Origin of the sequence: Salmonella sp. SAL04214 (assembly GCF_046550615.1) — a bacterium.
Classification (GTDB): Bacteria; Pseudomonadota; Gammaproteobacteria; order Enterobacterales; family Enterobacteriaceae; genus Salmonella; species Salmonella enterica.
In genome coordinates this window covers 1-22,112 of record NZ_JBGDXT010000015.1, presented here as the reverse complement: position 1 = coordinate 22,112, position 22,112 = coordinate 1, and the positions used below count along the sequence as shown (strand labels likewise).

Annotated in this window: 24 protein-coding genes; 8 read left to right on the top strand and 16 right to left on the bottom strand. The window is 42.8% G+C overall.

Annotation, left to right across the window (positions count from 1 at the left end; translation table 11 throughout):
* Positions 1–37 precede the first annotated feature (37 nt).
* Positions 38–1,804, top strand: a complete 1,767-nt coding sequence (locus ACLJQD_RS20730; RefSeq protein WP_001098459.1) for a terminase ATPase subunit family protein — start codon at positions 38–40, stop codon at positions 1,802–1,804.
* Positions 1,804–2,817: a phage portal protein gene (locus ACLJQD_RS20725; protein WP_000517631.1), complete on the top strand. Its 1,014-nt coding sequence runs from the start codon at positions 1,804–1,806 to the stop codon at positions 2,815–2,817. The genes ACLJQD_RS20730 and ACLJQD_RS20725 overlap by 1 nt, the downstream gene beginning before the upstream one ends.
* Before the next feature lie 41 nt (positions 2,818–2,858).
* Here the strand turns inward: ACLJQD_RS20725 and ACLJQD_RS20720 are convergent, their stop codons facing one another.
* The 13 genes from ACLJQD_RS20720 to ACLJQD_RS20660 form a co-directional block, all read right to left on the bottom strand.
* Positions 2,859–4,640: a DUF262 domain-containing protein gene (locus ACLJQD_RS20720; RefSeq protein WP_000818975.1), complete on the bottom strand. Its 1,782-nt coding sequence runs from the start codon at positions 4,638–4,640 to the stop codon at positions 2,859–2,861.
* A gap of 329 nt (positions 4,641–4,969) precedes the next feature.
* Complete coding sequence (locus tag ACLJQD_RS20715) at positions 4,970–5,701, bottom strand: hypothetical protein (protein ID WP_000027935.1); 732 nt, start codon at positions 5,699–5,701, stop codon at positions 4,970–4,972.
* A 59-nt stretch (positions 5,702–5,760) separates the two neighbouring features.
* Complete coding sequence (locus ACLJQD_RS20710) at positions 5,761–5,994, bottom strand: DinI-like family protein (RefSeq protein ID WP_001217575.1); 234 nt, start codon at positions 5,992–5,994, stop codon at positions 5,761–5,763.
* 10 nt (positions 5,995–6,004) lie between these two features.
* Positions 6,005–6,193, bottom strand: a complete 189-nt coding sequence (locus ACLJQD_RS20705) for a hypothetical protein (protein WP_001154433.1) — start codon at positions 6,191–6,193, stop codon at positions 6,005–6,007.
* A gap of 152 nt (positions 6,194–6,345) precedes the next feature.
* Entirely contained in the window at positions 6,346–8,775 is a 2,430-nt protein-coding gene (locus ACLJQD_RS20700; protein WP_000301198.1) for a replication endonuclease, read from the bottom strand.
* Positions 8,766–9,626 (bottom strand): DNA adenine methylase, encoded by an 861-nt coding sequence (locus ACLJQD_RS20695; protein ID WP_079957208.1) that lies wholly within the window; start codon positions 9,624–9,626, stop codon positions 8,766–8,768. Before ACLJQD_RS20695 ends, ACLJQD_RS20700 begins: the two co-directional genes overlap by 10 nt.
* On the bottom strand, positions 9,623–10,207 hold the full coding sequence (locus ACLJQD_RS20690; protein ID WP_001090715.1) for a 3'-5' exonuclease: 585 nt from the start codon (positions 10,205–10,207) through the stop codon (positions 9,623–9,625). Before ACLJQD_RS20690 ends, ACLJQD_RS20695 begins: the two co-directional genes overlap by 4 nt.
* Positions 10,204–10,431, bottom strand: coding sequence for a TraR/DksA family transcriptional regulator (locus ACLJQD_RS20685; protein WP_000785513.1), 228 nt, complete (start codon positions 10,429–10,431; stop codon positions 10,204–10,206). The genes ACLJQD_RS20690 and ACLJQD_RS20685 overlap by 4 nt, the downstream gene beginning before the upstream one ends.
* A complete protein-coding gene (locus ACLJQD_RS20680) occupies positions 10,431–10,664 on the bottom strand; it encodes a DUF2732 family protein (RefSeq protein ID WP_001244238.1) in 234 nt (77 codons plus the stop codon). Before ACLJQD_RS20680 ends, ACLJQD_RS20685 begins: the two co-directional genes overlap by 1 nt.
* Before the next feature lie 67 nt (positions 10,665–10,731).
* Positions 10,732–11,073 carry a DUF5347 family protein gene (locus tag ACLJQD_RS20675; protein WP_000963480.1) on the bottom strand — a complete coding sequence of 114 codons (342 nt, stop codon included), beginning with the start codon at positions 11,071–11,073 and terminating at the stop codon, positions 10,732–10,734.
* Complete coding sequence (locus ACLJQD_RS20670) at positions 11,037–11,237, bottom strand: phage filamentation protein Fil family protein (RefSeq protein ID WP_000956166.1); 201 nt, start codon at positions 11,235–11,237, stop codon at positions 11,037–11,039. The genes ACLJQD_RS20675 and ACLJQD_RS20670 overlap by 37 nt, the downstream gene beginning before the upstream one ends.
* Before the next feature lie 7 nt (positions 11,238–11,244).
* The gene (locus ACLJQD_RS20665; protein WP_000460861.1) at positions 11,245–11,754 is read right to left on the bottom strand and encodes a phage regulatory CII family protein; all 510 of its coding nucleotides are present in this window, start codon (positions 11,752–11,754) and stop codon (positions 11,245–11,247) included.
* 32 nt (positions 11,755–11,786) lie between these two features.
* Positions 11,787–12,029, bottom strand: coding sequence for a Rha family transcriptional regulator (locus tag ACLJQD_RS20660; RefSeq protein ID WP_000102102.1), 243 nt, complete (start codon positions 12,027–12,029; stop codon positions 11,787–11,789).
* Between the two features lie 119 nt (positions 12,030–12,148).
* Between ACLJQD_RS20660 and ACLJQD_RS20655 the strand changes: the two genes are divergently transcribed.
* The 3 genes from ACLJQD_RS20655 to ACLJQD_RS20645 all read left to right on the top strand — a co-directional run bounded on the left by ACLJQD_RS20655 (position 12,149) and on the right by ACLJQD_RS20645 (position 15,367).
* Positions 12,149–12,781 (top strand): phage repressor protein CI, encoded by a 633-nt coding sequence (locus tag ACLJQD_RS20655; protein ID WP_000616878.1) that lies wholly within the window; start codon positions 12,149–12,151, stop codon positions 12,779–12,781.
* A gap of 3 nt (positions 12,782–12,784) precedes the next feature.
* A complete protein-coding gene (locus ACLJQD_RS20650) occupies positions 12,785–13,810 on the top strand; it encodes a site-specific integrase (RefSeq protein ID WP_001650426.1) in 1,026 nt (341 codons plus the stop codon).
* 327 nt (positions 13,811–14,137) lie between these two features.
* Positions 14,138–15,367 (top strand): integrase domain-containing protein, encoded by a 1,230-nt coding sequence (locus ACLJQD_RS20645; protein WP_023242842.1) that lies wholly within the window; start codon positions 14,138–14,140, stop codon positions 15,365–15,367.
* Positions 15,368–15,714: 347 nt separating this feature from the next.
* Here the strand turns inward: ACLJQD_RS20645 and ACLJQD_RS20640 are convergent, their stop codons facing one another.
* Positions 15,715–17,127 carry a hypothetical protein gene (locus tag ACLJQD_RS20640; protein WP_023242843.1) on the bottom strand — a complete coding sequence of 471 codons (1,413 nt, stop codon included), beginning with the start codon at positions 17,125–17,127 and terminating at the stop codon, positions 15,715–15,717.
* 74 nt (positions 17,128–17,201) lie between these two features.
* Positions 17,202–18,323 carry an N-6 DNA methylase gene (locus ACLJQD_RS20635; protein WP_017442269.1) on the bottom strand — a complete coding sequence of 374 codons (1,122 nt, stop codon included), beginning with the start codon at positions 18,321–18,323 and terminating at the stop codon, positions 17,202–17,204.
* A gap of 77 nt (positions 18,324–18,400) precedes the next feature.
* On the opposite strand from ACLJQD_RS20635, the gene ACLJQD_RS20630 reads away from it, so the two are divergent.
* From ACLJQD_RS20630 to ACLJQD_RS20620, 3 genes are all read left to right on the top strand, one after another.
* Positions 18,401–20,101 carry a zinc ribbon domain-containing protein gene (locus ACLJQD_RS20630; RefSeq protein WP_024156456.1) on the top strand — a complete coding sequence of 567 codons (1,701 nt, stop codon included), beginning with the start codon at positions 18,401–18,403 and terminating at the stop codon, positions 20,099–20,101.
* Between the two features lie 11 nt (positions 20,102–20,112).
* On the top strand, positions 20,113–20,955 hold the full coding sequence (locus ACLJQD_RS20625) for a hypothetical protein (RefSeq protein ID WP_023242845.1): 843 nt from the start codon (positions 20,113–20,115) through the stop codon (positions 20,953–20,955).
* 72 nt (positions 20,956–21,027) lie between these two features.
* Complete coding sequence (locus tag ACLJQD_RS20620; protein ID WP_023242846.1) at positions 21,028–21,492, top strand: hypothetical protein; 465 nt, start codon at positions 21,028–21,030, stop codon at positions 21,490–21,492.
* A gap of 12 nt (positions 21,493–21,504) precedes the next feature.
* Here the strand turns inward: ACLJQD_RS20620 and ACLJQD_RS20615 are convergent, their stop codons facing one another.
* Positions 21,505–21,705 (bottom strand): hypothetical protein, encoded by a 201-nt coding sequence (locus ACLJQD_RS20615; RefSeq protein WP_129369178.1) that lies wholly within the window; start codon positions 21,703–21,705, stop codon positions 21,505–21,507.
* Positions 21,706–22,112: the final 407 nt, after the last annotated feature.

Here is a 22,112-nt window from a genome sequence, read left to right as displayed (position 1 = left end):
CGGGGAAAGCCGCCATACAAGGCCGTATGTTTGGGCCATGAACACGACACTGACCCCCGCAGACCTCGATCCCCGTCGGCAGGCCATGCTGCTGTACTTTCAGGGATACCGCGTAGCCCGCATTGCTGAAATGCTGGGCGAAAAAGTTGCAACCGTTCACAGCTGGAAAAAACGCGACAAGTGGGGCGACTATGGGCCGCTGGATCAGATGCAGCTCACCACCGCCGCACGTTACTGCCAGCTCATCATGAAGGAGCAGAAAGAAGGGAAAGACTTCAAGGAAATTGACCTGCTGGCGCGCCAGTCAGAGCGCCACGCCCGGATCGGCAAATTTAACGACGGCGGGAACGAAGCTGATTTAAACCCGAAAGTAGCCAACCGTAACAAAGGTCCGCGCAGGCAGCCGGAAAAGAACGTTTTCACCGACGAACAGATCGAAAAGCTGGAAGAAGTCTTCCACGCCTCTATGTTCGACTATCAACGCCACTGGTTTGAAGCCGGGAAAACAAACCGCATCCGCAATCTGCTCAAGTCGCGCCAGATTGGTGCCACGTTTTATTTTGCCCGTGAAGCATTGATTGACGCCCTGCTGACCGGACGCAACCAGATTTTCCTTTCTGCCAGTAAGGCCCAGGCACACGTCTTTAAGCAGTACATCATCGACTTTGCAAAAGAGGTTGATGTGGAGCTGAAAGGCGATCCGATGGTGCTGCCCAATGGCGCAGCCTTGTACTTTCTCGGCACCAACGCCCGCACGGCGCAGAGTTACCACGGCAACCTGTACCTTGATGAGTATTTCTGGATACCGAAATTCCAGGAGCTGCGCAAGGTTGCCTCCGGGATGGCCATTCACAAGAAATGGCGACAAACCTACTTTTCCACGCCGTCCAGCCTGACGCACAGCGCGTATCCGTTCTGGTCCGGCGCGCTGTTTAACCGGGGCCGTGCCAAAGCGGACAAGGTGGATATTGACCTGACCCACAGCAACCTTGCGCGCGGCCTGCTCTGCCCTGACGGACAGTACCGCCAGATCGTCACCGTGGAAGATGCGGTGCGCGGCGGCTGTAACCTGTTCGACCTCGACCAGCTGCGCATGGAGTACAGCCCGGACGAATACCAGAACCTGCTGATGTGCGAATTTATTGACGATCTGGCGTCAGTATTCCCGCTCAGCGAGCTGCAGGCGTGCATGGTGGACAGCTGGGAAGTCTGGACTGATTTTCAGGCGCTGGCGCTGCGCCCGTTTGGCTGGCGGGAAGTTTGGATCGGTTACGACCCGGCGAAAGGTACGCAGAACGGTGACAGCGCAGGCTGCGTGGTAATGGCACCGCCCACTGTACCGGGCGGGAAGTTCCGTATTCTGGAGCGTCATCAGTGGCGCGGGATGGACTTCCGCGCCCAGGCGGACGCGATCAAAAAGCTGACGCAGCAGTACAACGTGACCTATATCGGCATCGACTCGACCGGCGTCGGGCACGGTGTTTATGAGAACGTAAAAGCGTTCTTTCCCGCGGTCCGGGAGTTTGTCTACAACCCCAACGTCAAAAACGCCCTGGTGCTCAAGGCCTACGACATTATCAGCCACCGCCGTCTGGAGTTTGACGCCGGACACACCGACATTGCGCAGTCTTTCATGGCAATCCGCCGCGCCACCACCGCCAGCGGCAACCGCCCCACCTACGAAGCCAGCCGCAGCGAAGAAGCCAGCCACGCAGATTTGGCCTGGGCAACAATGCACGCACTGTTTAACGAACCGCTGCAGGGCGAATCCGCCAATACCAGCAATATTGTGGAGATTTTTTGATGGGTAAGAATAAGAAAAACCGCACTCCAGTTAAGAACAACAGCGGCACCTCTGCAGAAGCATTCAGCTTTGGCGACCCGATCCCGGTTCTGGACCGCCGCGAACTATTGGACTATGTGGAATGTGTGCAGATGGACAGATGGTATGAACCGCCGGTCAGCTTTGACGGGCTGGCTCGCACCTACCGTGCCGCCGTGCACCACAGCTCACCGATTGCCGTTAAACGCAATATTTTGACCAGCACCTTTATCCCGCATCCACTCCTGAGCCAGCAGGCTTTCAGCCGCTTTGTGCAGGATTATCTGGTGTTTGGCAATGCTTATCTGGAAAAGCGCACCAACCGCCTTGGCGGCATTCTGTCTCTGGAGCCGTCGCTGGCGAAATACACCCGCCGGGGCGTGGATCTCGATACCTACTGGTTTGTGCAGTATGGCATGACCACGCAGCCCTACGAGTTCACCAAAGGCAGCATCTTTCACCTGATGGAACCGGACATTAACCAGGAGATCTATGGACTACCGGGTTACCTTTCTGCCATTCCATCAGCCCTGCTAAACGAGTCTGCCACGCTGTTCCGCCGGAAGTACTACATCAACGGCAGCCATGCGGGATTTATCATGTACATGACCGACGCAGCGCAGAACCAGGAGGACGTGAACAACATCCGCCAGGCTATGAAAAGCGCCAAAGGACCGGGCAACTTCCGCAACCTGTTTATGTACTCGCCCAACGGCAAAAAGGACGGGATTCAGATAATCCCTCTGTCAGAGGTGGCGGCAAAGGATGAGTTTCTGAACATCAAGAACGTGAGCCGCGATGACATGATGGCAGCGCATCGCGTGCCGCCGCAGATGATGGGGATTATGCCTAGCAATGTTGGTGGGTTTGGGGATGTGGAGAAGGCGGCAAATGTGTTTGTGCGGAATGAACTTTTACCTTTGCAAAAAAGGATGCAAGAGTTTAATTGTTGGATAGGAGAAAACATAATCACATTTGATAATTATATTTTATAGATTCCAGTTTATAACTAACGCCTGCCTAGGCAGGCGCCTTTTTATTTAAAACGCGTTGCAATATCTGCTGCTTCGATGACTGTTGCTTTTTTTGTATTATCGCCAGAACGATAATAAATATCTCCATTATAACTAGAATAAGATGCTAGAAGTGGGATTGTGATAACTATAACTCCATAACCATAAAAGTCGTTATAGTCAATCAAACTTACAACTTGTGATTTAAGAGGCTCGCTCAAATCAGATTTTTTTAACTCATCACAAAAGCGCCTATAATACTCCTCCATTGATATACCGAGTTTAACAGCCTCTCTTTTAACGCCAACCACGCTTCTCTCACCAACAATATGTGCATCTATATCATCAAGCTCTTTTACTCTACTTGTATCACTTGGTTTATCTGTTACACCAATCAATAACTTACCAACCACACCGTTTTTGTTACCTTTCCCGATGTTAGCAATAGCGCAAATTGTGGAGAATATTTTCTCATGAATGCCATTATCAACAGTTCGCTCCCCCCCCAACATCAACAAACCCTGTTTCAGTTCATAGTTTGCAAGTTCTATTTCAGATCTTCGCAAAATATCCTCGATATCAACCGTATTGTGAGAATTATATATATGACTACTATCTGCGCTATCAATAAAATTATCTTTAATCAAACCAATGATAGAATTAATATTCTTTCTTCTTTCTTCCCCGCCTGTAGCTGATCTTTTAGTATCCAGTCGAGTAACTATATTATTAAGATTATCTTTTATACCTTTATAATTATTAATCTTCTTGTTTTCTTTAATAAGTAATTCGTGAAATGCAATAAATAACACAGCAAATATCGCTGGAAATGCATTTGTAGTACGTTTAGTAAAGATTAAATCCCTGAGTTTAATATCTCCATCACTATTACATACCTTTGTTATCTCTTGTATACAGAACTTAAACTCTTCTGAAAATTTCCCTTCACCATAAACATTAATAGCAGAGCTAATACGGCTATACTCATCATCTTCATTATTATAAATCTGATCAAGCGCATCTTTGGAACGATCTATTAACTTACCACCAACAATACAAGCTGCTATATCTGCAATGCATTGCTCATCCATACTGTCACGAAGATCTGTTGAACGTAAAATCCCATGTTTTACCCAAAATACTTCTTCCGATTGAATTTGATACCCATGTTTAGTTAGCGGCAAATCAATACTAATAGATGGCATTTGCTCTAAAAGCAATATGTCGTCAGATACATCCCCCCTAATGGAACAGGCAATATCTCTAACCATATTTGAAAATTTATTTTGTATACCAGCCTGACGCCTTTCTTGATCACTAAGTCTATGTCCGTATGTATTAATTCTATCAAAAACATCATTTATTTCGTTCTCAGTTGCATTACGCATAATGGACATGGCAAGAGAATAATCCAATAACTGAGTAACCTCGCGCTGACTTAAAAGATCATCAGCTTTGACCGCAGTAAACTTACCTTCATCTGCTCGATTTTTCGCGGTTGGAAAAGCATCCAGATTAAAACGCTTTCCATCAAGTGATTCATATCCTGTTTCGATGAAAGACATTATTGCATGTAATCTTTGCAGACCATCTATTATTTCATATGTACCAGGATCATTTTCCCTTTCCGCAAGAAGAACTGCAGGAATTGGATATTTTTTTTGTATAGACTCAATTAATTTTTGTTTCTCTATTGCAGTCCAAACTAATTTTCTTTGATAACGTCTATTAACAAATATCTTACCTTCAGTAAACCATGAATAAATGGTTTGTATAGAAGTTGTTTGTGGTAATAGTTCAGCCATGAAACAAAATCCTTCTTTTTGGGTAGTATTTAATAATATAAAAACTTAAAAAGTTTAAGTTACCATCAAAAATGATGGTAGCAACAAAAAGATACCACTTTTGTAAAATTTTGTTCAGATTTTCATATCAGCGCGCGCTCGTATCCCCGCCACGCCTGCCCGCTTTATGTAGTGGTTTTCATGCACCTGCATGATCTACGCAAAAGCCCGCCAGAACTGGCGGGCCTTAACACAAAAGATCCTCAAACGATCATGCGATCTCATGCAGCATAGACATGCGCGTTTATGCAGAATGTGCAAAATCGTAACATAGTCCGTAAGCGTGAAACCTAGAACGTGACAGCCTTGTCAAAGCCAGAAATAATTGTATAAGAAATAGACGAGTTATCAGCCTTGTTCACTTTGAACTTGGCACCTTTGTAAGCGATAACATCACTTCCCTTAGAATCTACAGAAAAATCTGTTGTAAATGCTGCACGAGCCATATCGTTTGCAAATTCACGATAGGTGAACTTCATTACACCGCCTGCATTTCCATTGTATTCGATAGTCTTAACCAATGAGTTACTCACTCGACACAGTCCATCAGGAACACGTTTGATAGAAATTTCTGATGCAGTATAAGAAGTGCCATTTGGCGGTGATATCTCATTTTTTGCAGCATCGTAACTAACATAATCAACATAGTTACCGATTTGCCCATAGAGATTTTTTAACGCAACAGCTTGAGGGTTATGATAATTGCGGTAAATTCCATTCCCCTCACTGCAATATGTACCAGCAGCGATAGAAGACAATGCACCATTAGCCGCACCAAGTTCTAGTACGTCCGTTTTAAATCCAGTAGCAGATGTGATAATGGGATCGCCCATGTAGGCGGTAGCACTTTGCCCAATAGCAGGCTTCACCACTTCAATAGCAGTGATATTTCGGTTAGAAGCATGTGGCACGCAACCAGTTAGGATTACAGCAAGAGATATTGTTAACGCTACATTATTAATTTTCATTTTTAGCCTATTATTCTTTTCTTGACGAAAAACAAGGCGATATCTGATTGACATCGCCTCTCACTCATATGTAACCCTTTTTGATTAGTAAAAACAAGCGTCTATTGACAAAATCAATGTAGCCAGCTGTCGTCTTCCCACACCTTCTGCATAATTTTCATCACTTGTTTTCTTTCTTCATCCAGTTGCAATCCGGTCAGTTCCACACCGTTAGAGCTACCTTTGCGGATACGAATTACCGTTTTGGGATACAGGGGGCGCAGATTGCGGTAAAGCTCGGATTCAAGGGCGTCCAGGGTAGACTGGCTAATCTTCTGCTCTTTATCGATCATTATTTCAATGCGCATAAAAGTCACCTCAATTGATGACATCCATTGAGCGGTTGTATTCGTGGGTTCTGATTTTTGCCATGAGTTCATCTGTCAGTTCAGAAACCCACTGCAGGGCCAGCCCCTTCTCTTCATCACTACACTCACTAGCCGCTACAAGCTTAAGAAAAAAATCAATGCGCTGGAGCTTCAAAGACTCCAAAAAATAGTCCTGCATCTTTCCTCCTATGACACCACAAGCAATACTGTACACATAACCACTGTTTATATTTACAGTATATAATAATCTTACTGATGTAAAACGTTTTTTACGTTCATCAGCCTGATATGCCTGGTATTATTAAGAGCACGAATTGTTAACCCGCGTAATTAATACTGGTTCCGCCACTTATCATCTTCCTTCAGACGCTGGTTCCGATAGAAGATACGCAGGCCTGCTCCTGATGGAATACTGCCACCGCGAAGGAGCAAATCGACTTCTTTCTCGCTGCCATCAAATCCTCTGGACTTCAGTTCATAGACGAGCTGCTGATGCTGATGATCTGTAATTCGCTGTTTGTAGTCTTTACGCCTTTTCGGTTTAACCAGGCGCAACCTTGCTGCCAGCTCCCGGCGATCTTTTTTGCTCATACTGTACAGGTAATCGTGCAATTCCTTGTCATCCATGCGGGTAATGTCCGTTCTGGTGCCCCCATCAGCTGATTTATCTTTCTCCTGTTGGTTCAAATTTTCAGCAAGGGGACAGTTATTGCCACGAGTCCAAGGGGCGCAAGCGCCCTGGTCGGCTGCCGCCTCCTGAACGTCAACGGCCTTACGAACCTTTTTCCACTTCATCGCGTGCGTGCAAATCTTGCCCTCTGCAATCGGGGACCAGATGCCATAGATACGGATACCGTGATCGCCGTAGGCGCTCGGCTCGTCGTTATGCTCATATGCCGTGCGGACAAGGTGATGTTTGCGGGGAACCAGCACACCGCCCTGCTTTATGATGTAGGTGGCAAAGCAGCCCGCATCAGCCGCCGCCAGTACTGCATCCAGACGCGGGTTATCCAGTACCGGCGCGCCCGCTTTGCGTTCACCCTGCACTCTCGCCGCCTGACCAGCCAGCAGGCGCAGTTCGCGGTATGCCTGACGCCCCGGAATACCAAAGAAACGGAACTGCTGGACACGATGCAGTGACGCCCAGGCGCTGACATGCTCGGCGCTGTCACGCAGTGATCTGCCGGTTTCTTTGCTGATTTCTTTAGCCAGCCCGCGCCCGTCGATATTCTTGCTGATGTACTTGGCGATGTAGCTTGTCGGCGTACCCTTGCGCGGGTTGATTAGCTCGGACTTAAAGCGCGGCCCGGTATTGGCGCCCAGCTCCTCGCGGTCTGCACGGATGGCAAACTTACGCAGCAGCGCGGTGATGGAACGGCGGTCTTTTTTGCGCATGAAGCACAGAAGATGCCAGTGTACGGTGCCGTCATGGTGCGGCTCTGCAACGCGGACGCCATACCAGCGCAGCCCGGCCTTGTGCATTGCCTTGCGAAAAGCAGCGAACGTATCAACCAGATAGTCACTGCTCTGCCGGACCGTGGCACTGGTCCACTTCGGATTAGGTCTGCCGTTGTTGAGGGTTGCATGGAAGCGTGACGGGCAGGTGATGGTATAAAACACCGCGCAGTCTCCGCGCATTTCCGCTATCAGCTCCAGCCCCTTAACACAGGCCATCATTTCATTACGGCGGTGTGCCGGGTTACTGTTGCTGGCGTTCACCACGTCTTCCATGTCCAGCGTGTCGCCATCTTCGTTGACCAGCTCATGCGAGCGGAAGAACTCCAGCGATTTGCGGCGCTGCTCGCGTTTGTGGATCATGGCTTCATAGCTGACATACGGGGACGCTTTCTTGTTGACCAGGCAGACGGCGCGCAGCTGTTCCTCCCGCCACTCGCAGCGCATCTGCCACAATTTGCGATACCACCAGTCCGCACACAGCATACGCGCCAGCGACGGTGGGATCAGTTCATAAGGCACCGGCTTGCGGCGGCGCTTTTTGCGGCGTAACTGCTCAAACGCAGGCGGGATGACCTCAAGGCGCATGGCCTCTGCAGCAACCCTTTCCCATGCCTGACGAATTTCTTCTGGTTTAACATCATCACTGACAAACAGATCACCGCAGGCTGCATCAAGACACATGCTCATATGTGCCGCAACCAGCGTGGATAGGCGTTTGACCTGCTCCTGATTCATTTCAGGGAGTACCAGCAGCCCCTCCAGCCCGTCGTGGCTCGCCATGAACCGGAAAGACGCAGACACCTGGCTGTCACGCACGCGCTCCAGCCGCTCAAGACACGGCCTGATTGTTTCGCGCAGGTAGCGGGAATAAGCTTTTGCTCTGCCCAGGCTATGGAAATATTTAATCCGTTCAAGTAGCGGCTTGCTGATATGCGCCGGTTGGGCGCCCACGTCGGCAATAATGACCAGATCGGGATTAAAACGCTGCTGCTCACGCGCCGTTTTGGCATGGCTAATCAGCCGCTCCTGCTCCATTTCACGCTGGACAGGATCACGGGATTCATTGAAGAAATAGCGTTCCCAGACCTCATCGCTCAGCGTCTCACGGCGCAACTGCTCCTGCTCGTTATCCGCAGCGTAAAGAGCGATCAGGTTTGAAAGCGCAGACTCCGGCGCAACTTCCGCCGGGTCCAGATACGGGTTAACCGCTTTTTTTGGGGTATTCCATGGAAAGGCTGCGGCGGCCTCATTCGAGCCGCCGGTGGTTTGTACATAATGTAATGTGATTTTACTCACTGCCACGCCCGCACCTCAGTTTCCACCGAGACATCAGGACCAGACGCCAAATCAACACCGAACCAGCATACTGATTTCGTAGCGATGATTTCTGATGCAGATTTACCATCACCTGCAGCCACACCCATGCTGCGCTTTGCGGTGATGCGGCGGAGGGTGAAATTACGATATAAGGAACGTGTCAGAGAGGTGTCGCTGTTGGACACAATAACCGGATGACCTTCTGATGAACGGCGTTCAAGAATAGACGCCAGATGGTACTGATAGTCCCCGGTAAAACCGGCAGTGTGATAACCGCTAAATGTGCCGTCATATGGCGGATCACAATAAACCACATCCCCCGCCCGCAGCATTGCCAGCGTCTCATCATAACTGGCGCAGATAAACGTTGCGCGTTGTGCCTTTTCTGCAAAAGTACGTATTTCATTTTCAGGGAAGTACGGATTTTTATAATTACCGTAAGGGACATTAAAATGACCGCTCAGGTTATAGCGGCACAGCCCACGATAACCATGGCGATTGAGATAAAGGAAATATACTGCTTTCATGAAATCAGTTATTTCAGATGAATGATTAAATTCATGTCTAATGTTGTAATAAGCAACTTCTCTATTCGCAATCGCAAAAATATTTTTTGCTCGTGATATGAAAGCTTCACAATCAAGGGCGATTTTTTTATAGAGATTGATAAGGTCGGGGTTAATATCCGCGACAAGATAATGAGGATAGTCTGTTGTCATCATCACAGCACAGGAACCGGCGAACGGCTCCACCAGTCGCTGACCTGCAGGCAGATGCTTAATCAGTTCCGGCATGATGGCGGTTTTATTTCCCGCCCATTTCAGGATGGTGCTCATTTAGCACCACCTTTAGCCAGAGCACGGACAAGCCCTAACGTCATTTTGCAATCAGCTAAAGCACGGTGCGCCTTATCTTCAACCACAACACCTTCATGCGCAGCAGCATCAACCAGCTTATGCCATTTATAGCCATTAAATCGTCCCGGCTCGCCTCGATACTCTGCATAAAGCTTCATCGCGCAAACAGAATGAGCAGCAAGCATCCATGGCGCACCTTCAGAAGGTCTTTCATTCAATGCGTAGGTCTGACGAATTAACCGGAGATCAAAATCGGCGTTATAGATAACAAACCCAAAGCGACGAAATATTTCCTCCACTGCCCCGCATATATCAGTCCAGGCAGGGGCAAAAGCAACCATTTCATTAGTAATTCCATGAATGGCTATTGCTTCATCAGGGATAGGCTTAGTTGGCTTAATAAGCGTATTAAGCATAATAAACCCATGACTATCAATAATGCATATTTCAACTATTTCCGCATCATCACCCAACCCGGTCGTTTCGGTATCAATAAATAAGTAGTCATTATCAAGCCATTGATTTGCACGTTGGCTAATTGTCATCTTATCGGTATTCATACAGCACCTCCGTTGTAGTGTTTGCCTTTCAGCTCTGCGATTTCCTGACAGGTGACGCAGCACTGCACACCCGGAATGGCGCGGCGGCGTGCTGGCGGGATCGGTGCATCGCAATCAATGCAAAGAACACGTGAAACGCCCGGCGTTCTGTTGCGGGCGGTGTGGATATGGCGCTGGCGTTCTTCTTCAACGCGCTGCTGTACAAGGTCCATTGAATCAGCCATCAGTGGATCTCCTGCGCTTCGTTCTGAATGTTTTCAGCCGCAATACGCAGCAGCTCCGCCGCTTCAACGTGGTTAAGCTGGCGTGACGTGATATGGCAGGCCAGGCTATCAAGACGGGCTGCCATTGCCGCAGCACGTGCCCGGCGCTCTTCCATCCGTGCATCAGTCAGCATCTGGTTAAGGCCAGCATCATCTGGTCCTGTTTTGGTGATACGGGTTTCAATATTTCGCATTGTTGTTTCTCCTGAATTTGGACAATAAGAAGCCCGGCGGATTTACGCCTTTAATTTCGGTTGTGGGTTAATTCGGCATGGCTAGCCGATTTGGAAATAAACTCACCACTGTACGGAAATGGTTCATTGCTTTAATCAGCTCCCGCTTTTCGTCAGTCGTCAGCTCACTAACATTGACGCTATGACGTTCCGCCGGAATCTTTGCCATAAAGAATATTGCGGCTAGTGCGCGTTTATTCTGCTCATGGTTAATATCCCGTTGGTCCCGCATATCGCTAATAAAGCGCTCCAGTTCTGAATCAATATTTAAGCCAAACACTTTCGCCCTTAATTCCGCGATGTGGTTTAACCCATTAAGGCGGAGGCCAGCGCTTAGCGGAACAGTCGCAGCATCGCCTTCAATAGCCATGGTTTCCCCTGCTTTTTAGTGGACAGCTCAGCCAGCAACGCATCCTGAGAGCGGCACGGATGCCAGCGCTTGCCATCCTTCCCCATAATCCAGCCATGACCGCAGTGCATTGCAGGACTTTTCTTAACAAGCAGTGATGCAAAAGATGGTTCTTTAGTCAGCATAACCACCTCAGATCAGACCGAACGAAGCGCCGAGGCCCGTCACGGTATCTACTGCGCTTGCCATCGCCGGATTCGCCTGCAAACGCGCATGTAATGAAACTGCGGTGAGTGCCATCAGGCGCGTGACAGAGTTGATGCTGTTGATAACATCGCGGCGGCCCGCACTGGTTTTTACATCACCGGATACTGCGCCTGCAGCTACTCGCCCAATTTCCGCAGTTGCACTCATGACGTAATGCGGCAGGTTCTCTTTTGCCACTTCATTCAATGGCACACACGGCAGGCAATGGATTTGAGCCAGAAAACCATCAACCAGCGTTGAGTCTTCTGTGATATCAGTCAGCAGCCAGATCTCCGGCGGCGTAAGTTGATGCGGTTGCTCCGGGTTCAGCTTATTGCGCAGCGTCTGGACATTCATTCCTGCGCGTTCTGCCAGCTTCGACATATTGTGACGCAGCGCGAAAGCCCGGCAGGCTTCGTCAAAGTGTGGATGTTTGGAAATCTTATAATCAAACATGTAAGCCCCTTAGAAAGTTCTCATAATCGAACTTACTGACCAACAATGACGCGGAAGTTGGAATGACCAAGAGACTCACGAACCTGGTCGGTTTTGTACATCAGGTACCGCAGGCTTACACGTCCTTTATTTTTTTCTTTCTTCACCATGTACTTAGCAAGCTTACCATGGTGAATTTTTTGATACACGGAGCCACGGGAGATACCTTCCCACTCCGCGAACTCAGCAGGCGTTGCCATCTCTTTTGGTACACGAATTGAAATATCAGTGCTCATAGTGCAATATCTCTCGGTTAAGGTTTGGTTTACGTCGTTTTATCTTGTTTTATTTGATTCAATAATTGATACACCGAGATACTACGATCCAATTTTTGATACGTCAATAGGATTGAAAAATGATACAGGTGAAAGCTGGCGAGAATACCGGGGGAAGAGAGGCTATACATAGGTTAATGGCTGCCTACGATTTTAAGTCCAGACAACAACTGTGTGATCACCTAGGTGCATCCAAAAGTACCATGGCAAACAGATACTTAAGAGATAGTTTTCCGGCGGAATGGGTGATTCAGTGTGCTTTAGAAACGGGAGTTTCGTTACTGTGGCTCACTACCGGACAGGGAGAGCCAGGTTCAAATATTGACCATAAAAAAGATATCAATTTCGTGAACTCCGCCAAAGTTAAACCTCTTTCGGAACTTGTTTCCCCTGAAATTGACAAGGCAACTCTCAACGGTGGTTTATTGGTTGAGGCAGGAAAAGCAATCATTGATACCAGCCTGCTTCCCTCAGACTCAGGCGACCTATTGTTAGTTAATACTGCTGGAGATTCTTATTTAGTAGACCGCAGCCAGACTCCACCAGTTAATGGCATATGGTTGGTAGATATCGACGGAATAAAAAGTATCGTTAAGTTAACACGTCTACCAGGAAACAGATTGGTGGTGCATCAAGACGAATCATCCTTTGAGTGCAGCCTAGACGACATTGAGGTAGTGGGCCGCGCTTTAAAAATAATCAAGAGCCTCTAACTTATGAGCATCAGAAAACAGCCTAACGGAAAATGGTTGTGTGAATGCTACCCGAACGGACGGGATGGCAAGCGTGTACGCAAGCAATTTGCGACTAAAGGCGAGGCCATAGCATTCGAAAACCACACCATGGATGAGGTGAACAAAAAACCGTGGCTGGGGGAGAAGGAAGATCGGCGGCATTTGTCAGAAGTGATTGATCAGTGGCATTCACTTTATGGGCAGACGCTGGCAGACCCCAAACGCCTGATGGCAAAACTCAGCATTATTTGTAATGGCTTGGGCGATCCCATTGCCTCAGAGTTAACCGCAGGCGATTTTACGAAATACAGGGAAGCACGGTTAAAAGGTGAAGTAAAAAATGAAGATGGCGTGCTTATGTCGCCAGTTAAGCCCCGTACGGTAAACCTTGAACAACGTAACCTATCATCTGTTTTTGGCACACTGAAAAAGCTGGGCCACTGGTCAGCACCCAACCCGCTCGCTGGGCTGCCAACATTCAAAATCGCAGAGGGCGAACTGGCGTTCCTGGCACCGGAAGAAATTAAACGTCTACTGGATGCCTGTGCTGATTCTCAGAGTCCCAGTTTGCTGATGATTGCAAAAGTATGCCTGGCAACTGGCGCCCGATGGAGTGAAGCTGAAAACCTGCAGGGCCATCAGCTATCAAAATACCGCATCACTTATACCAAGACGAAGGGCAAGAAAAACCGTACCGTGCCAATATCTCAGGATCTGTATGACGAACTCCCCAAAAACAGAGGGAAGCTATTCACGCCATGCAGAAAAGCTTTTGAGCGTGCAGTAAAAAGAGTTGGTATTGAGCTACCAGAAGGCCAATGCACCCACGTGCTGCGCCATACCTTCGCCAGCCACTTTATGATGAACGGCGGAAACATACTGGTACTGCGCGATATTCTGGGCCACGCAGATATAAAAATGACGATGGTTTACGCTCACTTTGCCCCTGACCACCTCGAAGACGCAGTGACGAAAAATCCGCTTCACAACCTCAATTGGAAACGCTAATTTATGGCGGCATTTTGGCGGCAGGGCATTAAAAACGCGTAAAACGGACGAACACTGAATAATATTAACCCGCTGTTTTTAAACGCAATACACTGTTTTTACTATACTAAAAATGGTATGTAGGAATTTCGGACGCGGGTTCAACTCCCGCCAGCTCCACCACTTTTTAGTTGTTTGAAGTACAATGAAGTCTACTAAGCCCGCATGGAACCAGCCTTGCGGGCTTTTTTACGTCTATAGTAGTCTAGTGAGAATTGCTGAGAACTATCACTTATGGCACCCTGAATGGGACCCACAACGAAGGGTCCTAAAATCGAGGGTCCCAAAATGGCAAAAATCGCTAAGAAGCTCACTGACACTGAAATCAAAAGCACCAAGCCAGCCGACAAAGAAATCAACTTGTTTGACGGAGATGGTTTGATACTACGAATCGCTCCCCTCTCGAAAGGAGGGAAGAAGAATTGGTATTTCAGGTATGCAGTGCCAGTGACCAAAAAGCGAACTAAAGTAAGCTTAGGAACCTATCCTCATCTTACACTTGCCAAGGCACGAGCTTTACGTGAAGAATACCTTTCCTTGCTTGCCAATGGCATTGATCCTCAAGTCCATAACAACGATAAAGCTAATGCCTTAAAGAACGCCACTGAACATACTCTCCAAGCCGTGGCAAGGAAATGGTTGGAGGAGAAGGTAAAGACCTCAGGTATCTCACAAGACCATGCAGAAGACATCTGGCGAAGCCTGGAGAGAAATATCTTTCCCGGCTTGGGTAATGTTCCTGTCAATGAGATTCGACCCAAACTCTTAAAGCAACATCTTGACCCTATTGAGCAACGAGGAGTCCTCGAAACTTTACGGCGAATCATTTCCCGCCTGAATGAAATTTTCCGCTATGCAGCAACAGAAGAACTCATAGAGTTCAATCCGGCTGACAACCTGGGGCAACGGTTCAGTAAGCCTAAAAAACAGAATATGCCAGCATTACCCCCTTCCGAATTACCCCGCTTTCTATTGGTGTTAAACAATGCCTCTGTCCGTTTGGAGACTCGATTGCTGATTGAATGGCAGTTACTGACCTGGGTTCGTCCTGGTGAAGCTGTACGCACAAGATGGGCTGATATAGATATCGATAATTCAGTGTGGAACATCCCAGCTGAGTTTATGAAAATGAAGAAGCCTCACAAAGTTCCACTAAGCAAAGAAGCTTTGAGAGTCCTGGAGTCAATGAAAGCGATAAGTGGGCATCGTGAATGGGTGTTTCCAAGCATAAAGGCTCCTCTTAACCATATGCATGAACAAACAGCTAATGCGGCCATAATCCGTATGGGCTTTGGGGGAGAGCTTGTAGCCCATGGAATGAGATCAATAGCACGTACGGCCGCAGAGGAGTCTGGTAAATTCAGAACAGATGTCTTAGAAGCGGCCCTTGCCCACTCGAAGAAAGATGAAATAATTGCAGCTTACAATCGTGCTGAGTATCTCGCTGAACGAGTTGGTCTCATGCAGTGGTGGAGTGATTATTTGCGGTCTCAAAGACACAAAAGTATTGCGGCCTGAATAAAAAAATTTTTAAAGAAAACAATAGAATACTCAAAAATAAACTCTCTGTATATTGTACCTATTATACTTCTTTAAAAATCAAAGGATATCAATGTATATGCAGAGATGCACCCTTAATAAATGTTTCAACTAAAGATCCAATATATGAAACCAATATACACAACATGTAAAGATGATGCCTATGCTTAGTAAGCATCTTTACACAATGAATTCACTGCCATTCATTTTTTAGCAATCCGATCAAACCTTGATTTTGTCAAATTTCAGTTTAGATAAAACACTAATCTTATACAAAACTTCATTGAAGGAACAATTCCCCCCCTGAAAATTAACCATGAAACCTTCTACTTCAAATCAGCCAGTTCTTTTTCTTTTATAAATTTTGTTTTCACCCCCAACAAACTATATATATAACCACCACGTTCAATTAACCTATCATCGTTTGTTAGGAAGTAATCAGCTTTCCAAGCATGTGCTAAATGCTGAACATCCTGGTAGCTCGATAGTATTTTTTTCTTATCACGAACCCTTTCAGTTTTATAATTAATAATATCTAAAAATTCGCTAACTCTCTCTATAATTTCAACATAATCGAAGTCTTTATCAACACTAATTCTCCCTGCTTTCATGTCCTCTAGATCGAATTGGTTTGTTATATTCAACAAAACACTTTGTAAAAAATCGAAAAAACTGGCATTGATATCATTTATCATGATATTTTTTGTAGAATCAATAGCCATGAAAAAATCAGATATATCATCATTGATTTTTGAAACTATTCTGCTATCTTTTCGTACAAATGGATATGCGAAATAGTTTAATTTAGCTTTATAATACTTTATATTTTCAGCAACCGAAGTCGCAGGTAACCATTCAATAACTCTATTAACCAAAGTATAAAACTCTTCTTTCACATAGCGTATTTCATTATTAACCTTGGAAATAAAAACACCATTTGTAAGTTTTAATACTTGTGCCAAGTATAAATTAAAATATACATAATCCATTTTAATCCCATCTTCAACCAAATAAGGACTAAACACAAACACATACTCACCACTTTCTTTTAAAGAATTCAAAAGCGACCGGAGTTTTTTATTTTTCTCAGAACAATATGCACTAATAATATTTTGATCTATATATACAACTTTTTTATTGTGAAGTAAATTCTCTGCATCAACTTGCTCATACTCTATTAGCTGATCAACAGCTAATGAAGCGTAATTTGATATGTCATCACATGATTGAATTTTTTTATAAGAAAAATACTCCACCATAAAAGCATTATAATTAGCATCAATGGAAGAGTAAAACTTTGTTAGTTCATTCCTCATATCATCATCTTTTAAAACAAAATGCATGAAACTATAGTTCTTATATAAACTACAAATAACAATCTCCATAGGGACATTACTATTAAAACCAAAAATGCGTAAAATTTCGCTATAAAAAATGTCATTATCCTTTATAAGAGTTTCGCAATTCATTTTGAAATCACTTAGCTTACTACTAATCATACAAAGATCATAATAATGCACAGAAAAATCATTATTTATTGGGAGGCTTATTTCCTTTATTTTATCAATGTTATTTTTAGTGAAATCTGAAATTACTTGTGATAAATCGCAGTATGTTTTGTATTTATCCGTATAAGTATAATCGATTAGATGATATAAATCACTACTAATTAGATCAATATACTCAGTCAATATAACCAATGCAGATTTTGATAAAATTTTAATATGGTCAATTTCCATTTGAAGTTCCTTTAAGATTAATTATTAAAATTTAGAATAAAAACCATTAAACCATTGAAGCTAATACTGATAATTTACTTATAATAACTAGAAATACAATTTCTCACATAGTTTCTAAAGGAAATCAAACTAAAATGTCTAGCACAAGTGCCTTTTGCATTTTCTGATATCCATTTTTCTTTATCATCTAACCATCTATCAACAAAATAATCTCTTAGATTTTCATCACTTATTCTTAAGCAAAAAATACAATCGCTAACTAATGCTGATGTCCCTTTAAACACAACGGTTTTTCCTAACACCCGTGTCCCGACCCGCGCAACTAAAATGTCATTTTTTAATGCAATGCCATCATAAGAATTAAAATTTGTTTCTTTTTCTGTTAGAATGCTATCAAATGATGTAGTGTGGAAATAAGGTAATCCTGAATTTCGGCATTCCTTTCCTGATTTTTTTCCTCGAAATAAAAGAAACTTATCATCAAACTCTTCGGAAGCATCAGGAAATTGGTTTTTAAAAATAAAATCCATATTAGATAAATATATCTCGCAACCATTCTTTTCAAATGCAATTTGAGATTGTTTTCTGGAAAAAACATTCCTAATATGATAGATATGGGTTTTAGCCTCTGTTTTCTTAAATGCTTTATGCTCGCATTCTATAATTTTACTTACAGAAAAGTTGTTAATCAAATACTCACGCAACCATGAATAACTTAATGAAGAAAAAAATATATCGGGTAGTATAATTGCAAGCTCACCGGAAGATTTAAGTTTTTTAAGATTTAAAAGCAAAAAAACTATCTCAGCTCTTACTTTATCACCTTTGAATTTCTTACCAGTCATATCAAAAACCAGTGAAGATATATAAGAGTTGATAACTATACTTTTGAATGGTGGGTTACATAAAGCGATATCAAAAGATGAATCGTTGATTAAATCACACAGTTCTGGCAATGTAGAATCACCGCATAAAACATTAACATCTGGATATTTACCCCTAAGATAGGAAGCATTTTTATAATCTATATCCACTGCAGTAACATGCACTTTTGGGTATTTTTTGAGCACAGCATCAATTAAAGCGCCCTCTCCGGCACTCAATTCCAAACAATTTGAAGGTCGAGCTATCTGGATTAACGCAGCAAGTTTATCACTCACTTCTCGCTCGGTATAAAACTGTTTAAATTCAACCACTTATTTTCAATCTATCGTTTGAGAAACTCTTATGCTATATTACTTTAAATACCTTTTAAAATCAAAGAGATTAAAGGATGAACAAACAAATTTCTACAGACCTTTTGGAAGGGCTTGACGGGTTTGAGTTTGAAGAACGTGCTGATTACCTTCCACCGTCTATACTTGCTAAATGGTCACCTAACAATAAACATTTTAGAGCAATACAAAAAAAACTAACACAAGTTGGAGCAAAACTCTTAGTAGGTCCTCGTGGTGCAGGCAAAACTCACTACATGAGACACGCTTATCTTGATTGCAAAGAAAACAAAAATCTTCCACTCCCTCTCTATGTTTCCTTCAATCATTATCTCCGACTTGAAACTTATATTCACGAAACATCAAATGCAATTGAAATATTTCATGCATGGGTTCTCGCAAAGATAGTATTAGCTTGTTATGATGATTATAACATTTTTCCTTTTGAGGAAATCACTATTGATGATATCAAAAACTTTATTTTGGACATTGAAAAACAAAATTATAAAACCGAGCATAATAAAGTTATAACATCGCTTAGTATTGAATCGACACAAGATATTATTGATACCTGTGCTAATAAACAAGGTCGTAAAAGAACCGTCCTTTTTTTTGACGATGCAGCCTTAACACTTACAAAAGAATATATGGTTGAATTTTTCGATATATTTCGAAGCATAAAGACATCCAGAATATCTCCAAAAGCATCTGTTTATCCAGGGACAACACAATATGGCCCAAGATTTCATGTTGGTCAGGATGCTGAACCAGTTATGATTTGGCAAGAGGTAGATCAAAGCGATTATATCAATTTCATGCTGGAACTTGTCAAAGAGAGGTTTAACAACATCCCTCAAATTGATACTGAAATAAACCAACTACTTATTTATGCTTCTTTCGGTATACCGAGGGCTTATATAAACTTAGTTAGAGCTTATAGTGAGTCGAATGCAAAAACAAAGCAATCGAAATTTAATATGGTTATTGAAGAGAGATGCAAATATTTATATGATGAGTATATATCCATAATAGACAAACTTCCCCAATATGGTGTTTATGTAAAATCCGGTTGGGATTTCTTTTATAAAATAGTTTCAGATTTAAAGGAAATCAATCACATTAACATCCGAAAAGATGGTGTTAATTATAAAAAAATTGTCTCTATTGGTATTGAAGATCTTAATACTGATAAAATTGAAAGAGTTATTAGTTTTCTCATAGAAGCTGGACTTTTGTACGATTTATCCAGTACATCACACGGAGTAGGTAGAACCTTACGAAGATTCACACCTCATTATGCTTTTTTAATTAAAGAAAAAATCTTCTCAGTAAGCAGAGGTTTTAACGCTACGAATTTAGTTACTATTTTAGATGCTCCCTCAGAAAAGCATCCTTTGAGAAGATCAATGTATTCTTTAATTACAAAACAAAACTATGAAGCAATTTCACTAACACTTCCTAACTGTTCTAATTGCGGTGCAAAAAGATTAGCAGACAATCAAAAATTTTGTCATCAATGTGGTAAGCAACTTGTGGATGAATCTGCATTTCGCTTGTGCATGAAAAAGAACTTAGTAGAACTTCCTTTGACGGATTTCCAGAAATCAGTCATAAAGCAAACAAATTTCAAAACTGTTGAAGATGTTATATCTTCCAAAAACACTGCAACTGAGTTTATGAAAGTTAAACAAGTTGCTCAAAAAAGAGCGGCAACTCTGGAATTTAAAGTAAGAACTTGGGTTAACGAATTTTTAGCATAAAAGGCTTTCACATGGCTAACAAAAAATTCACATACAGTATATCAGGAACAAAGGTAACACCAAATATTAATACTATTGATTTCTTTGACAAAGAATATCAAGAACCTGATATCGCCCCTATTGACATTTACAATAAAAAGAAAGACATACATATAAAATTATTAGGTGAGCCCAGTGAATCTTCAGAATGGAAATTGCTGGTTAATTTAGTAATGCTTGGATTTGTCTCCCTTGTTGAAAGCTATTGTCGTTGCATTATTCGTAGGATACTAATTACAGATAAGCAAGCAAGATCCTGTAGCTATAAAAATAATGTTAGCTATGCTGCTGCTGTTTATCATAGCAAAGATATATTACCGGAGGCATTGCTCGAAGATGCTTCTTTTATTTCAGAAGCAAACATTCTAGAAACTATAAAAACTTTTACTGGTTTAAAAATTGATCGCCAGAAAGCTGCCTCAGTTATCTCAGCCTTACAAAAATATGATCAAATTTGCCAACTGAGACATTGTATTGTCCATAGATCGGGATTATTTGGCACTAAAAATGCTATTAAGTTGGGCTTGGAAAAACATCATTTATTTCTTGAAAAACCAATAATCATAGGCTATGAGGCTATACAGTCTATTGCATCTGTTTGTGATAACGTTGTTAAGGAGTTAAACGATGAGCTATTTAATTTACTTTTGGATGGTATTGCCGAACAATATGATTGGACAGGTGACTTAAGGAAAGACAAGAAAATGTTCTCACCATATTTTGAGATATTTTATTCATCAATAGCAAATCCAAACAAAACAGAGGAACTTAAAAAATGTTATCACGCATTCTGTCAACATTTCGGTTTTAAATAAATAATTGAAGCTTTAACTTTAAGTTAAAGTGTGAAATGTGAGCAAGAAACACATGATTTTATATGAGGCCTTATGAAAAAGAATAGCACTGATAACTTAATTGAATTTAGATACATGGGTTATTTCTTACTTGCTGTGATATTACTTCCTTTATTGTCTATGCTTGTGTACATTTCATTCAACTCTGAATGGATGACCAACAATCCAAAATCTTACCTTTTAGGATACATTTTATTTTCTTCTTTTTGTCTGATTCGTTTGTTTATATTGAGAGGCTCTTATAAATATGCTAATGATTTAATTCTAGCGATTTCTGCCGGTTGGATAGGAACAAGTTATTTAACAACAGGCCAAAAAACATTTGATGAACTACCATCTTTGGATTTATTAAAGGATAACCCTTTTTTATTCTATGCAATAGCATTTAAATTTATTTTAGTTTGTAGTAGTTTAATATCAAAAATCGTTATAACTTTAATTGAATTCATTCGCGCATGGATACAAGAGGAGAAAGATTTCAACGGCATCAATGCTTAGGTCAGAATAAAATCACTCTTTAAGAAATCCACTGCCAAAAAATAGACAAAAAGCTAAAACTACAGCCAATGGCGTTAGCATTATATCTAACGTCATTACAGTGACATTATATAATGCTAAAAATTTATTTTGGCTGTCCCACCAAAGTGAAAGACCTACGTTTAATAATACAAAAATTAAAAAAAGAACAATCCAACTTTTAATATTTTCCATAATAACCTCCCATATATATATCATTCACTATTTATCAGGTTGTGCTCAACTAGTCAATGGTATAATACAATTAAGCAAGGGCTAACTCATCGAAGCTCCGCTTCTTTGAGTTCCCTTGTTTTTCGCCCTTCGGTTGAAAAAGAAAGTCAAAGTCGTTCCTAATTCATTGACATGAATTGTATTTCCACTATAAATATATAATGTGTTGCAAAGGAATTGCTCACTTTAAAGAAAATACACATATGAAAAGGAGTTTATATGAGTAAAACAATAACATTGTCGTATACGAATAATTTTAAACCTGTCAGCGAACTTAGATCTCAGTCATTGTGTAAGTATCCCGCATAATCGTGCCATTCACATTTAGAGATCATCCGGCATAATCAATCTGCCAACGAAGGAGATCG